Annotated in this window: 13 protein-coding genes and 1 pseudogene; 12 read left to right on the top strand and 2 right to left on the bottom strand. The window is 73.4% G+C overall.

Annotated features, from left to right (window positions below; all coding sequences use genetic code 11):
• Positions 1–11: 11 nt before the first annotated feature.
• Positions 12–596 carry a TetR/AcrR family transcriptional regulator gene (locus HNP84_RS41620; RefSeq protein ID WP_185055593.1) on the bottom strand — a complete coding sequence of 195 codons (585 nt, stop codon included), beginning with the start codon at positions 594–596 and terminating at the stop codon, positions 12–14.
• Positions 597–705: 109 nt separating this feature from the next.
• Here HNP84_RS41620 and HNP84_RS41615 point away from each other — a divergent pair, with 109 nt between their 5' ends.
• The 11 genes from HNP84_RS41615 (at position 706) to HNP84_RS41565 (ending at position 13,068) form a co-directional block, all read left to right on the top strand.
• Positions 706–1,578 carry an NmrA/HSCARG family protein gene (locus tag HNP84_RS41615; protein ID WP_185055592.1) on the top strand — a complete coding sequence of 291 codons (873 nt, stop codon included), beginning with the start codon at positions 706–708 and terminating at the stop codon, positions 1,576–1,578.
• Between the two features lie 109 nt (positions 1,579–1,687).
• Positions 1,688–3,280, top strand: coding sequence for an FAD-dependent monooxygenase (locus HNP84_RS41610; protein WP_185055591.1), 1,593 nt, complete (start codon positions 1,688–1,690; stop codon positions 3,278–3,280).
• A 190-nt stretch (positions 3,281–3,470) separates the two neighbouring features.
• Positions 3,471–5,426, top strand: a complete 1,956-nt coding sequence (locus HNP84_RS41605; protein ID WP_185055590.1) for a glycosyltransferase family 2 protein — start codon at positions 3,471–3,473, stop codon at positions 5,424–5,426.
• A 68-nt stretch (positions 5,427–5,494) separates the two neighbouring features.
• Positions 5,495–6,547, top strand: a complete 1,053-nt coding sequence (locus HNP84_RS56490; protein ID WP_185055589.1) for an energy-coupling factor ABC transporter permease — start codon at positions 5,495–5,497, stop codon at positions 6,545–6,547.
• Entirely contained in the window at positions 6,547–7,308 is a 762-nt protein-coding gene (gene cbiQ, locus HNP84_RS41595) for a cobalt ECF transporter T component CbiQ (protein WP_185055588.1), read from the top strand. Before HNP84_RS56490 ends, cbiQ begins: the two co-directional genes overlap by 1 nt.
• 222 nt (positions 7,309–7,530) lie before the next feature.
• Positions 7,531–8,262: an energy-coupling factor ABC transporter ATP-binding protein gene (locus HNP84_RS41590; RefSeq protein ID WP_221337426.1), complete on the top strand. Its 732-nt coding sequence runs from the start codon at positions 7,531–7,533 to the stop codon at positions 8,260–8,262.
• 231 nt (positions 8,263–8,493) lie between these two features.
• Positions 8,494–8,835 carry an STAS domain-containing protein gene (locus HNP84_RS41585; RefSeq protein WP_185055586.1) on the top strand — a complete coding sequence of 114 codons (342 nt, stop codon included), beginning with the start codon at positions 8,494–8,496 and terminating at the stop codon, positions 8,833–8,835.
• A 654-nt stretch (positions 8,836–9,489) separates the two neighbouring features.
• Positions 9,490–10,263, top strand: a complete 774-nt coding sequence (locus HNP84_RS41580; protein WP_185055585.1) for an SDR family NAD(P)-dependent oxidoreductase — start codon at positions 9,490–9,492, stop codon at positions 10,261–10,263.
• A 25-nt stretch (positions 10,264–10,288) separates the two neighbouring features.
• Positions 10,289–11,053 (top strand): crotonase/enoyl-CoA hydratase family protein, encoded by a 765-nt coding sequence (locus HNP84_RS41575; protein WP_185055584.1) that lies wholly within the window; start codon positions 10,289–10,291, stop codon positions 11,051–11,053.
• Between the two features lie 139 nt (positions 11,054–11,192).
• Positions 11,193–11,861, top strand: a complete 669-nt coding sequence (locus HNP84_RS41570; RefSeq protein WP_185055583.1) for a rhomboid family intramembrane serine protease — start codon at positions 11,193–11,195, stop codon at positions 11,859–11,861.
• Between the two features lie 28 nt (positions 11,862–11,889).
• Positions 11,890–13,068 carry a damage-control phosphatase ARMT1 family protein gene (locus HNP84_RS41565; RefSeq protein WP_185055582.1) on the top strand — a complete coding sequence of 393 codons (1,179 nt, stop codon included), beginning with the start codon at positions 11,890–11,892 and terminating at the stop codon, positions 13,066–13,068.
• Here the strand turns inward: HNP84_RS41565 and HNP84_RS41560 are convergent.
• Entirely contained in the window at positions 13,052–13,597 is a 546-nt protein-coding gene (locus tag HNP84_RS41560) for a TIGR00645 family protein (RefSeq protein ID WP_185055581.1), read from the bottom strand. The two genes, HNP84_RS41565 and HNP84_RS41560, sit on opposite strands and share 17 nt — an antisense overlap.
• On the opposite strand from HNP84_RS41560, the pseudogene HNP84_RS56935 reads away from it, so the two are divergent.
• Positions 13,493–14,259, top strand: a pseudogene (locus HNP84_RS56935) (DoxX family protein). The gene HNP84_RS41560 and the pseudogene HNP84_RS56935 sit on opposite strands and share 105 nt — an antisense overlap.
• Positions 14,260–14,298: the final 39 nt, after the last annotated feature.

Below are 14,298 nucleotides of genomic sequence, written 5' to 3'. Positions count from 1 at the left end.
CGGCCGGCGGCTCAGGCGCCCTCGGCGGTGCCCGGCGTCGTCATGCCGGTCATCGCGAGGGTCAGCAGGCGGGTGGGGAGGGCGGTGCCGGCGGAGTGCTCCGCCGACCACGCGATGCCCGCGCAGAGCGCCAGCACCTCGTTGATCGTCACGTCGGGGCGTACGGAGCCGGCCTGCTGCGCCCGGGTGAGCAGGGCCTCGCCGGCGGCGCGCATGGCGACGCAGGAGGCGTGCAGGTCGGAGGTGTCGTCGCTCAGGGCGGACATGACGGACTCCGGCAGGCCGCGGTACGTCGCGGAGCCGAGGGTCAGCGCGGTGAGCCACTCCAGGAGCGCGTCCGTGGGATCGGGGGCGGTGAGCAGGGCGTGCGCCCGGTCGCGCAGGTGCTCGAACCGGTGTGACAGCAGCGCCTCGACCAGTGCCTCGCGGGTCGGGAAGTGGCGGTAGAGGGTGCCGATGCCGACTCCGGCCCGGCGGGCGACGTCGCGCAGGGACGCGTCCACCCCGTGCTCGGCGAAGGCGGCCCTCGCCGCTTCGAGCAGCAGGTCGTAGTTGCGGCGCGCGTCGGCGCGCATGGGCGCTGTGGTGTCCGGCATCGAACGCATCATCCCATGTGCTCGGTCTCCGTTGACAGCCGGAGCGGTGCTCCGATTATTATCGAGGCACGCGCGGAGCGGTGCTCCGGTTTCACGGGAAGGTGTCGGCATGGAACAGGTGATCCTGGTCACGGGCGCTACGGGGCAGCAGGGCGGGGCGACGGCGCGCTGGCTGCTGGAGGACGGGTGGCGGGTGCGCGTGCTGGCGCGCGACCCCGGGCGCGCCGCGGTCGAGGAGCTGGCGGAGGCGGGGGCCGAGGTCGTGGCGGGCGACATGGCGGATCGGGCGTCCCTGGACGCGGCGGTGGCGGGGGCCTACGGCGTGTTCAGCGTGCAGCCGGCGGCCGGTCGGCCGGAGCGCGGCGAGGACGAGGTGCGGATGGGCGTCAACGTGGCCGAGGCGGCGCACGCGGCGGGCGTACGGCATCTCGTGTACGCCTCCGTCGGCGGCGCCGAGCGCGGCACCGGCATCCCGCACTGGGAGACCAAGTGGCGCATCGAGCAGCGCATCCGGGAGCTGGGCCTGACCGCGACGATCCTGCGGCCCGTCATGTTCATGGAGAACCACGCCCACCCGACGTACGGCGCGCTGGGGGCGGCGCCGCTGGTGCGGACCATCCCGCCGCACGCCACGGTGCAGCTCATCGCGGTACGCGACATCGGCGTGTTCGCCGCGCTGGCCTTCGCCGACCCGGAGCGGTTCGCGGGCCAGGCCCTGGAGATCGCGGGCGACGAGCTGCCCCGGGACGAGCTGGTGGCGGCCATGGCGGAGGCGCTGGGCCGCGAGGTCCCGGTCGAGCCGCTGGGCGACGAGGCGCTCAGGGACGCGGGCGTGGACGAGACGGCCGTGCGCCGCTCCCGGTCCTTCGGCGGCTGGCAGGCCGACATCCCGGCGCTGCGGGCGCTGCACCCGGGGTTGCTGGACTTCCGGGGCTGGCTGGCCGCCGAGGGCCGGGAGCTGCTGCGGCGCGCCTTCGGGTGAAGCCGCGTCCTCGTGCACCCGGCGTCCCCATCGGGCCGCGGTGGCCGGTTTCTCGTTACCTGTCCGGCGGCCCCTTCTTATTCATCAAATGATGAATTAGGCTGGCGTCATGACCGACGTACTGGTGGTCGGTGCTGGGCCGACCGGACTCACGATGGCCGCCGAGCTGCGGCGGCACGGCCTCACTCCGCGGCTGATCGACCGCGCTCCCGCGCCCGCCACGACGTCCCGGGCGCTCGTCGTCCAGCCGCGGACGCTGGAGATCTTCGACGACATGGGCGTCGCCGGCGACGCGCTGGAGCGCGGGCGCGTCGTGGACGGGTTCACGGGCGTCTTCCCGGGACGCGAGCCGGTCCGGCTCCGCTTCGGCGTCGATGTGTCGAATTCGGACGAGCTGGACACGGCCTATCCGCAGCCGCTGATGCTGTCGCAGGACCACACCGAGGCGCTGCTCGCCGAGCATCTGGAGCGGCTGGAGGTGACGATCGAGCGCGGGGTGGCGCTGGAGGCGTACCGCGAGGTGGGGGACGGGGTTGTGGCCACCCTCCGCCACGCCGGCGGCCGCGTGGAGGAGGCCGGGGCCCGGTGGATCATCGGGTGCGACGGGGCGCACAGTGCCGTGCGTGAAGGGGCCGGGATTCCCTTCGACGGCGTGACCTACCACGACGAGTTCATCATGGCCGACGCCCGGCTGGAGTGGGAGCTGCCCGACGGCCAGCTCTACGTCTTCCCCGGCAACGGCATATTGGCGGCCTGGTCGATGCCGGGAGCCCGACGCTTCCGGGTGTTCGGGAACGTGCCGCCCGGTGAGGGGGATCCGAGCCTCGCCGACTTCCAGCGGCTGCTCGACGAGCGCCTTCCCGTCCCCGCGAAGATCGTCGAAGCGTCGTGGGTGTCGCGCTATCGGCTCCACCGCCGGGGCGTGCCGCGCTACCGGGCCGGGCACGCCTTCCTGGCCGGTGACGCCGCGCACATCCACAGCCCCGTCGGCGCCCAGGGCATGAACACCGGCATCCAGGACGCCTACAACCTGGCCTGGAAGCTGGCGCTGGTGGCGGCCGGCGCCACCGAGGACCTGCTCGACACCTACGACGCCGAGCGTCATCCCGTCGGCGCGGCGCTGCTGCGCACCACGGACCGGGCGTTCGGCGTGGTTCTATCCGAATCCCACCTGGCACACCTCGTGCGCGGGCACGTGGCCCCGCACCTCATGCCCGCCCTGCTGAACCGGCCGAGGTTCCAGAAGCTGGTGCTCGGCGTGATCTCCCAGCTCAAGATCGGATACCCGAAGAGCCCGCTGTCCCGCGAGTCGGGCCGCTGGGACGGCGGTCCCCGGCCGGGCGCCCGCGCCTGGGACGGCCCCGTACGGGCGGACGGCGTGCAGCGGCTGCACGAGGCGCTGCGCGGGCCCCGGCACGTGGCCCTGATCTTCGCCGCGGACTCACCCGCCGAGCCGCTCCTGCGCTCGGCCAAGGAACTGGAGAACCGGTACGGTTCGCGACTCGCCGCCCGAGTCGTCCGAGTGATCGGCAAGGGCGGCGCGGGCGGCCTGGCCGACCCGGACGGCGTGCTGCACCGGCGCTACGACGCCGAGGCCGGGACCGTCTACGTCGTCCGGCCCGACGGCCACGTCGGCTACCGGGGGCGAGACCTGGAGGGAGCCGAGGCCGACCTGGCCGCCCGCCTGGCCGGAGTGGCTTGAGCCTCACCTCCGGGTGAGAACGCCGACCACCGCCAGGGCGAGCAGGCGGCCGGGGCGGGCGCCCGTCTTCGGGTCATGCCTCGGACGGTAGGAGGGGACGCGGCCGAAGCGGGGCCTCGTTCACCTGGCGTTCCGGCTATGCCCGGGGATCGGCCGCGCGGCCCATCGTGCCGTCACATACTGAAGTGTGATGGACACACACGGTCATCATCCCGTCTCCGTCCGCACGGCCGAGCGGCATGGCGTCCCCCACCCGCGCCCCGTGCCGGTCCGGGCGCGGGTGCTGCGCGACATCGACGTCAGCGTGATCGTGCCCGCGCGCGACTGCGGGCCGTGGCTCGACCGCTGCCTGACCTCGCTGCTGGTGCAGCGGGTGGCCAAGGAGGTCCTGGTGGTGGACGACGCGTCCACCGACGGCAGCGCGAGCCTGCTCCGCCTGTACGCCGAGCACCACCCCGGGGTGGTCCGGGTCGTCACCATGGACCGCCCGGTGGGGGCGGGGCGGGCGCGCAACATCGCGCTCGACCGCGCCCGCGGCCGGTACGTCTTCTTCTGCGACGCCGATGACTACCTGGGGCCCGAGGCGCTGCCGCGGATGCTCGCGATGGCCGACCGCAACGGCTCCGACATCGTGCTCGGCAAGATCGTCGGGCACGGCCGCCGGGCCCCGACGACGATGTTCCACGCCAACGCCGACCGGGTGCCGTTGCGCGACAGCGCCGTCTACAACAGCCTGTGCTGCTTCAAGCTGTTCCGGCGCGAGATGCTGGAGCACCACCGCATCCGGTTCGACGAGGAGCTGCGGGTGGGCGAGGACATCGTGTTCACCGCCCACGCCTACTGCCACGCCGAGGTGATCTCGGTGGTGGCCGACTACGACTGCTACCACCTGATCGACCGCCCCGACGGCAGCAGCGTCATGCAGGATCCCGGCAGCCGCGACCCGGTCGCCTGGCTGCGCATGATCCGGCGGCCCATGGAGCTGATGACCCGGCACGTGCCGCCGGGGCCGCTCCGCGACCACCTGCTGCGCCGTCATTTCAAGCTCGACGCCCTGGCCCAGCTCGGCGCGCCGTTCCTGGCCGCCGATCCGGCCCGGCGCGAGCAGATCGCGGCCGAGGTCGGCGAGCTGTGCGCGCGGTGGCTGACCGAGGGCGTGCGCGAGCGGCTGGACGAGGTCAACCGGCAGCGGCTCGACGCGCTGCACGACATCGACCGGCTGGTCCGCCTGGCCCGGGTCGAGGCCGCGTCCGTACGATGCGCGCTCACCGGCCTGTGGTGGGACGCCGAGGGCCGCCTCGTCGTGCGCGGCACGGCCTCGCTCGCCGGCGCCGGCTCCGACGACGGGGCCTGGCTCGACCCGGCCGCGTGCGCGGTCTCGCTGGTGCTGCGGCAGAAGGGCGATCCCGTCCCCGCCCGCGTCTACCCGGCCGAATCGGGCGGCACGCGGTTCACCGTGGCCTTCGACCCAGGCGAGCTGCCGTCCGGGGTGTGGCACGCGTACGTCGCGGTCGCCTGCGAGGGCGTGACCCGGCAGGCCAGGCTCGGCGCCGAGCGCGACCACGAGGCGACCGCGCCGGTGCCCCGGCTGTGCGGCGGACCGGCCGTGCTGCCCTTCTACACCCGCTCCCACGGCAACCTGAGCCTGGACGTCGGCGGTCACGTCGTCGCGGTGCGCTGCGCGGCCCGGCTCGACGCGGTGCGCTGGCGGTGGGGCCGTCGGCTGGTCCTCGACGGGCGGATCTCGCTGGACGGCGACGGGCCGCCGGCCCCCGAGTCGGTGCGCGCGATGGTGTGGCGGGAGCGGCGCGGCGGCGACGAACGGGCCGCTCCGGTGGCGGCGCGGGCCGGCGGGGCGTTCCGGGCCGTGCAGCCCTTCGGCCGGTTTGGGCCCGGCATCTGGGACGCCTACCTGGAGCTGGATCTCGGCGGCCCGCCGCTGCGGTTCCGGGTGGAGGCCGCGGGCGTGGCCGACGACCTGCCGCCGCCGCGGGCCTGGTGGCGCGGCACCCGCAGGTGGTCCGTCCGTCCGTACCCGACGGCGGGCAAGGGGCGGCTCAGCGCCGTCGTGCGCGTGACGCCGGTGCGCGGGGTCCACCGCGTACGCGGCCTCGCCCGCCGGTTGTTACGACGCTTGAGTGGTTAATGCCACTATGTTGCAACTACATGCGCGTGGCCTAAGGTTGGGGGAGATATCCCACTTCGGAGGCTGTTGTGCACGTTCCCGATGGCTTCTTCAACGTCGCCGTATCCGTCTCCGCAGGTGCCGTGGCCGCGGCCGGTGTCGCCGTGTGCCTGCGCGGGGCCCGGCGCGAGCTGGACGACCGCACGGCCCCCATGGCCGGGCTGGTCTCGGCGTTCATCTTCGCCGTGCAGATGCTGAACTTCCCCGTGGCCCTCGGCACCAGCGGCCACCTGCTCGGCGGCGCCCTCGCGGCGGTGCTCGTCGGGCCGTACACAGCCGTGTTGTGCCTGGCCGTGGTGCTGCTCGTGCAGGGATTCTTCTTCGCCGACGGCGGGCTGACCGCGCTCGGGGTGAACATCACGCTGATGGGCATCGTCACGGTGGTCGTCGGGTGGGCGGTCTTCCGGGCGCTGACCCGGATTCTGGGCGGCGGGCGCGGCGCGGTGGTGGCCTCCTCGGCGGTGGCCGCGCTGCTGTCGGTGCCCGCCTCGGCGCTGGTGTTCACGCTGCTGTTCTGGCTCGGCGGCAACGCCCCGATCGAGGTGGGCGCGGTGGCCGCGGCGATGGGCGGCGTACACGTGCTGATCGGCATCGGCGAGGCGCTGATCACCGGCGCGACCGTGAGCGCGGTGCTGGCCGTGCGTCCCGACCTGGTGTACGGCGCGCGCGGGCTGGCCGGCCCGCTGCTGCTGCGCGCCGCCGACGGCACCACCTCCGAGGTCGCGCCCGCGGCGGCGGCCCCGGCCCGCACGGGCGCGGCGCGGCCCGGCGGGTTCCTGCTCGCGGGCATCGTCGTCACCGCGCTGCTGGCCGGGATCGCCAGCTTCTACGCCTCCTCCTCGCCCGACGGCCTCGAACGCGTCGCGGAGGACAAGGGCTTCGGCGCCGTGGCCACCGACCACGCGCTGGGCGAGCAGCCGCTGGCCGACTACGGCGAGTCCGGCGGCATCCCGGTCGGCGTGGCCGGGCTGATCGGGGTCGGGGTGACGCTCGCGGTCGGCGGCGGCCTGTTCTTCGCCGTACGCCGCCGCGGCCGGCGCCTGGCCGAGGGCGCGCGCGGTGAGGAGCGGGTGGACGCCTGATGGGCGCGGGCCACCACCACCGCATCCACCGGCCGGGCGACTCGCCCGTCCACCGGCTGCCGCCCCAGTGCAAGCTGCTGGCGGCGGCGGCCTTCGCGGTGGTCGTGGTGGCCACGCCGCGCGAGTACGTCGCGGCCTTCGCCGTGTACGCGGCGCTGCTGGCCGTGGTCGCGGCCGTGGCCCGGGTACCCCCCGGGTTCGTGCTGCGCCGCATGGTGATCGAGGTGCCGTTCGTGGTGTTCGCGGTGGCGCTGCCGATCGTCGGCCTGGGCGAGCGGGTGGAGGTCGCCGGGCTGTCGCTGAGCGTCGAGGGCCTGTGGGCGGGCTGGAACATCCTGGCCAAGGCGACGCTCGGCGTGGTCGCCAGCGTCCTGCTCGCCGCCACGACCGAGCCGCGCATGCTGCTGCTGGGCGCGCAGCGGCTGCGGGTGCCCCCGCTGCTGGTGCAGATCGCGATGTTCATGCTGCGCTACATGGACGTGGTCCTGGACGAGATGCGGCGCATGCGGGTGGCCCGGGAGTCGCGCGGGTTCGTCGCGCGCGACGTCCGGCACATCCCGGTCGTGGCGCGCTCGGCGGGGGCGCTGTTCATCCGCTCGTACGAGCGGGGGGAGCGGGTGCATCTGGCGATGCTGAGCCGGGGGTATGCCGGGTCGATGCCGATAATTCAGGATTTGTCGGCATCGAGGGGACAATGGGGTGTCGCCGGGCTTCTGCCGGGCTTGGCGCTGCTTGTCCTGGGGCTGTGGTACGTGATGTGAGATGGGGGCGCCGTGAGCCGTACAGAGCCGGACGCATCGCCGCTTTCGGTCGCGGCGGGTGAGCCCGAGGCGCCGCCGTCGCCAGTGGAACCTGGAGCGCCGCCTCCGGCAGCGGAACCCGGGGCGCCGCCTCCGGCAGCGGAACCCGGGGCCCCGCCTACAGCCCCGGGGGCCGGGGCGTCGTATTCGGCCCCGGGGGCCGGGGCGGGGGCGCCGCCGTCGCTGGAGGTCGCCCGGCTCGCGTACGCCTACCCCGACGGCACGCAGGCGCTCTACGGCGTGGACCTGCGGATCGAGCGCGGCGAGCGGGTCGCGCTGCTCGGCCCCAACGGCGCCGGCAAGACGACCCTGGTCATGCACCTCAACGGCATCCTGACCGCCGGGCACGGCACCGTGACGGTCGCCGGGCTGCCCGTGCGCGGCGACACGCTCAAGGAGATCAGGCGCCGCGTGGGCCTGGTCTTCCAGGACCCGGACGACCAGTTGTTCATGCCCACCGTCCGCGAGGACGTCGCCTTCGGCCCGGCCAACCTCGGCGTACGCGGCGCGGAGCTGGAGCGCCGGGTGCACGACGCGCTGGAGCGGGTCGGCATGCTCGACGCGCTCGACCGGCCGCCGCACCACCTGTCCTTCGGGCAGCGGCGCCGGGTGGCGGTGGCCACGGTGCTGGCCATGGAGCCGGAGATCCTGGTCCTGGACGAGCCGTCCTCCAACCTCGACCCCGCCTCCCGCCGCGAGCTGGCCGAGATCCTGCGCTCGCTCGACGTGACCGTGCTCATGGTCACCCACGACCTGCCGTACGCCCTGGAGCTGTGCGAACGCGCCCTGATCCTCTCGGACGGCGTGATCGCCGCCGACGGCCCGACCCGCGAGATCCTGGCCGACGAGGCCCTGCTCTCCGAGCACCGCCTGGAGCTCCCGTACGGCTTCGCGATCCCCGGTGCCCGTTCCTGAGGGATGCCTGGGCGATGTCCGCGTATGCGGCCCTCCCGGCGGCGGGGGTGGCATAGTAGAGCGGGTTGAGCAGTGGCACCTCGCCGTCCTGGTCGTCGGCGTATCCGCCGAGGTCACGGCGGGGCGTCCTCCCGGTCAGGCCGAGGTCGCCGGCGGGCCGTCCGGTGGTATCGAGAAGTAAAGTTGGGGTCGGCCTCGTCGCCGTGAGGTGTCGCCGGGGAGGATGGGCAGATGAAGTTACGGCTGGCACGGCACGCCGTCGGCGATGCCGTGGTGGTGGCGGTCGAGGGCGAGCTCGACCTCTTCACGGCCCCGTTCCTGCGTGACGAAGTGCGCGACGCGATCAAACAGGACGGCGCCCGGCTGGTGCTCGACCTGACCGCGCTGTCGTTCATGGACTCCAGCGGGCTGTCCGTGCTGATCGAGGCGTGGCGGCTGGCCACGGGCGAGGGCGGCGGAGTGAGCCTGGCGGCCCCACAGGCGCCGGTGGCGCGCATCCTGCGCACGACCGGGCTCGACCGGCGGATCAAGGTCTACCCCGACGTCAACACCGCCGTGGCCACCGACGTCTGAGCCGCTTCCCGGGCTGCCCCCCGGGGTATCCCTAGGCTGTCCCTGGGCTCTCCCCGGGCTCTCCCCGGGCTGCCTCCGGCCCCTCCCCGGCCCGCCTGCGGAGGCCGGTCTCCGGCCGGTCCCCGACACCGTCCCCGACCCGTCTGCGGCCTGTCTGCGACCTATCCTCGGCCGCGCCTGCGGGGGCGGGTCTCTGGCCGGTCTTCGGTGCCGTCGGCGGCCCGTCCCTGGCTCGTCTGCGGCCTGTCGCCAGCCCTGCCCACGGGGCCCGTCTGCGGCCTGTCCCCGGCCCCCGCCCGCGGGCCGGTCTCCGGCCGGTCCTCGGCGCGGTCCGCGGCCCGTCCCCGCCCCCTCTGCGGCCTGTCCCCGGCCCTGCCCGCGAGGGCCGGTCTCCGGCGGGTCTCCGGTGTCGTCGGCGGCCCGTCCCTGGCTCATCTGCGGCCTGTCTGCGGCCCGTCCTCGGCCCCACCCGCGGGCCGGTCTCTGGCCGGTCCCCGGCACCGTCCGCAGCCCGTCCCCGCCCCGCCCCTGCCCCTGCCCCTGCCCGTCCCCGCGCTGTCTGCGGACGGTTCTCGGGGCCGTGCGCGGAGCGGACGGGAGTTTTACCCCACCCCGAGTAGAACTTCATTCGGTAGGCGCGTTAAGGTCCGCATCATGGAGCTGAACGGAGCAGGAGCAATCATCTCGGGCGGCGCCAGCGGCCTCGGCGAGGCCACGGCGCGCGAGCTGGCGGCGAAGGGCGTGCTCGTCACGGTCGCCGACCTCAACGAGGAGCGCGGCAAGGCCGTCGCCGACGAGATCGGTGGCGTGTTCGTCAAGTGCGACGTGTCCGACGAGCAGCAGGTCCAGGCGGCGGTGGACACCGCGGCGGCGGCGGGCAAGCCGCTGCGCGTGATCGTCAACAGCGCGGGCATCGGCTGGGCGGCGCGCACCGTCGGCCGTGACGGAGCCCCGCACGACCTCGCGGCGTACCGGAAGGTCATCGACGTCAACCTGATCGGCACGTTCAACCTGATGCGCATCGGGGCGGCGGCCGTGGCCAAGACCGAGCCGGTGGACGAGGACGGTCAGCGCGGCGTCGTGATCAACACCGCGTCCGTCGCGGCGCTGGAGGGGCAGACCGGGCAGGTCGCCTACTCCGCGTCCAAGGGTGGCATCGTGGGCATGACCGTGCCCGCGGCCCGCGACCTGGCGGCGATCGGCGTACGGGTGAACACGATCTGCCCCGGCATCATCGACACCCCGATCTACGGCTTCGCGCCCAACGCCGAGGAGTTCAAGGCCAAGCTGGTGGCCCCGGTCGTGTTCCCGAAGCGGATGGGCCGCGCCGACGAGTTCGCCCACCTGGTGCGCTCGCTGATCGAGAACGACTACATCAACGCGGAGGTCGTCCGCTTCGACGGCGGCATCCGCTTCCAGCCCAAGTAGCCCGATCCGCGCAGGGAGGCCAGTAGTGTCTGACGAGGTACTCGTCGAGGTGGACGACGGGGTCGCGGTCATCACGATCAACCGGCCCAAGGCGAAGAACGCGGTGAACGGCGCCGTCGCGCGCGGGATCGTCGCCGCGATCGACGAGCTGGAGGAGCGCAAGGACGTCTCGGCGTACGTGCTCACCGGCGCGGGGGGCACCTTCTGCGCCGGGATGGACCTGAAGGGGTTCCTCTCCGGCGACTTCCCGGTCGTGGAGGGCAGGGGCTTCGGCGGCCTCGCGGAGGCGCCGCCGAAGAAGCCGATGGTCGCGGCCGTCGAGGGGTACGCCCTCGCCGGAGGCTTCGAGATGGCGCTGTCCTGCGACCTGATCGTGGCGTCCGAGGCGGCCACCTTCGGCCTGCCCGAGCCAAAGCGCGGGCTGGTCGCGGGCGCGGGCGGCATCATGAGGCTGCCGCGGCGCATCCCGTACCACATCGCCATGGAGATCGCGCTCACCGGCGACCACTACCCGGCCTCCCGCCTGTACGAGCTGGGCCTGGTCAACCGGATCACCCCGGCGGGCGAGGCGCTGGCCGGGGCCGTGGAGCTGGCCAGGAAGATCGCCGCCAACGCCCCGATGGCCCTCGCCGCGACCAAGCGGATCATCATCGAGTCCGCCGACTGGAGCGTCGAGGAGATGTTCAAGAAGCAGGCGCCGATCATCAACCCGGTGTTCGGCTCCAAGGACGCCATGGAGGGCGCGGCGGCCTTCGCCGAGAAGCGCGCCCCCCGGTGGAAGGGCGAGTAGCGGCACGGCGTTCCGGGCGCGTCCGTCCGTTCCCGGGGAACGGATGGGCGCGCTCGGGCGTTTTCCTGCGTACGGTAAAGGTGTGAGCGGCTTCGCCAAGGGCAGATCCCGCTCATCCTCTGTAGCGGCAGGAGAGTAGATGAGCGACTACCCCACCGGTTATCACTCGCCCGACCCGTCACGCTCCCAGCAGTGGAAGACCCGCGGCCTCGGCGTGCTGACGGGTGCCCTCGGAGCGGCGGTGATCATGGTGGTGATGCTGGCCGCCATGTGGCTGCTGGAGTTCATCGACTACGGCCTGGGCGGCGCGCTCGACTATTACGGCATCATCGCCCACAACCCCGACCACCTGTCGGGCATCCTGTTCGCGCCGTTCCTGCACGCCGGGTTCGGCCACCTGATGGCCAACTCGCTGCCCCTGCTCATCCTGGGTTTCCTGGCCGCCTTCCGCGGCCTGGGCCGCTTCGCCGCCGCCAGCCTGATCATCATCCTGGTCAGCGGCGTGGGCGTGTGGCTGTTCACCGCCGCGGGCTACATCACCGTCGGCGCGAGCGGGCTCGTCTTCGGCTACTTCGGCTTCGTCGTGGCCCGGGGCCTGTTCGACCGCAGGGTCCTGGACATCGCGGTCGGCGTGGGCGTGGCGATCACGTACTACTCGCTGCTTGAGGGCCTGCTGCCCAACCAGCCGGGCATCAGTTGGCAGGGCCACCTGTTCGGCCTCATCGGCGGCGTCGTGGCCGCGTGGGTGCTGCGCCGCAAGCGGCCGGAGGTCACGCGGCGGCCGAGCCCGTACTCGCTGGACTACTAGCCCGGCCCGCCGCGAATAATAGGCGGCGATGAGCGATATCTCCGCGCCGCCGATCACCTGTGCCGAACCGGGCTCGTTCCCGTGGGGGGTCTTCCACGAGCGCCACCCGGCCCTGATCCGCCGCATCGAGCAGGCCCTGCCGTACGGTCCCGCCGAACGCCGCGCCCTGGCCGAGCTGCTGCGCGAGTCGCGGCACGACCTGGTCGCCACGCTGCCGCCCGACGCGCCCGACCTCGCCCTGTGGCAGGTCTGGGGCAAGGAGCACTTCGGCCGTCCCTGGCCGAGCCTGCCGTTCCTGTGGTCGGAGTCCTACTTCTACCGCCGCCTGCTGGAGGCCACCGGCTACTTCACCGGCGCCTGGCAGGGCGTGGACCCCTTCGCGCCGTTCAAGCGGGCCGAGCTGGCCGGCGACGCCTTCGCCGCCGATCTGGCGGCCCTGGACGCCCGCGAGTCCCTCACCGAGGCCGAGCGCGAGCACGCCCTGCTCACCACCGCCCTGTGGGGCAACCTGGCCGACCTCGGCTTCACGATCACCGCCACCGCGTCCGGCCCCACGGGCGCCCTGGCCGCCGACGACTCGGCGGCGCTGTGGCCGCTGCTGGACGGCGGCCTGGTGCACGTGGTGGCCGACAACGCCGCCCGCGAGCTCCTGGCCGACCTGGCCCTCATCGACCACCTGCTCGCCTCCGGCCGCGCCGGCGAGGTCGGCCTCATGGTCAAGCCGCACCCGTACTACGTCTCCGACGCCACGGCCACGGACGTACTTGCCTGCCTGGCCCGCCTGACCGCGGGCTCCGGCGAGGCCGCGAGGGTCGGCGCCAGGCTCACCCAGGCGCTGCGCGACGGCCGCCTGCGCCTGTGGACCCACCCGTTCGCCTGTGCCCCCCTGCCCTACCGGGACATGCCCGACGACCTGCGCCGGGAGTTCGCGGCGGCGAAGGTCACCGTCATGAAGGGCGACCTGAACTACCGCCGCCTGGCCGGCGACCGCCACTGGCCCCCGACCACCCCCTTCGCCGAGGTCACCGGCTACTTCCCCGGCCCGGTGGCCGCCCTGCGCACCGTCAAGTCGGACGTGGTGACCGGCCTCACCCCCCAGACCGCCACCACCCTGGACGCCCAGACCCCCACCTGGCGCACCGCCGGCACCCACGCCCTCATCCAGGTCCGTACCGGCACCGGGGCCGGCTTCAGTCGGGGGTCTTGACCGGTTCGTGGGGGTAGGGGCGGGGGCTGGTGCGTTCGGCGGGGGAGGCCGTGAGGAGGCGGTCGATGACGGCCAGGCCGATCGCGGAGGCGACGAAGGCCAGGTGGATGAGGGTCTGCCACAGAAGGGTCTTCTGGTCCGAGGAGGCGGCCTTGATGAAGGACTGCAGCAGGTGGACCGAGGAGATGCCGATGATGGCGGTGGCCAGTTTGACCTTCAGGACGTTGGCGTTGACGTGGGAGAGCCATTCCGGCTCGTCGGGGTGGCCGTCCAGGTTGATCCGGGAGACGAAGGTCTCGTAACCGCCGACGATCACCATGATGAGCAGGTTGGAGATCATCACGACGTCGATCAGGCCGAGGACGGCCAGCATCACGGCCGCGTCGGGCTTGAAGTCGGCGGGCAGGGTGCCGCCGATGACGTCGTGGATGAGGTGCCACAGCTCGACCATGAACTGCCAGACGTAGATGCCCTGGGCCACGATCAGCCCCAGGTAGAGCGGCGCCTGCAGCCAGCGGCTGGCGAACATCAGATAGCCGAGGCTGCGAGCCTGGGCGCCCCCGGGCCCTCCACCTGTGCGCAACGCGAAACTCACCCCACATGTTCAAGGATCGGCAAACGACCTCCAGCGACCCTATGGCATACGGGCGGAAGATCTTGCCGGGGGCGGGGGTCTGGCCCATGCGGCACGCGCCGCGGGCCACCGGGCCCCGGCGGGGCGATCGGAGGTGGCCGGGCGCCGGAGGTGGGGCGGGATGCCGCGCATCGTGAACGCATCGCGGAGTTATCAACCGGGGCCCGCAGGATCGGTGTCACTAGAAAGCACCTGTTAGGGAGGGTCCCCGTGTCCACCACCGCCACCATCGTCACCGTCCTGGCCGCCCTCTGGGTGGGTTTCTCCGCCTTCTCCCTCCTGCGGCGAGCCGAGTGGGTCGTGAAGCCGCTGACGGACTACGGCGTCCCCCGCTCGTGGTGGACCTGGCTCGGCGCGGCCAAGGCCGCAGGGCCGCGGGCCTGCTTGCCGGGCTGTTCGTGCCGGTCATCGGCGTCCTGGCCGGGATCGGCCTGGTGCTGTACTTCGCCGGAGCCGTCGTCACCGTGCTCCGGGCGCGCTCGTACGCGACCGTCGTCTTCCCCCTGCTGTACCTGGGCCCGGTGGTCGCCGCCCTGATGCTCGGACACCTCGCCTGACGGCCACCTCCCCATCGCCGCGACCGTGGACGTCGTCTC

The sequence above is a fragment of the Thermocatellispora tengchongensis genome, from assembly GCF_014202315.1.
Classification (GTDB): domain Bacteria; phylum Actinomycetota; class Actinomycetes; order Streptosporangiales; family Streptosporangiaceae; genus Thermocatellispora; species Thermocatellispora tengchongensis.
This window is presented reverse-complemented; position numbering and strand designations above follow the sequence as displayed.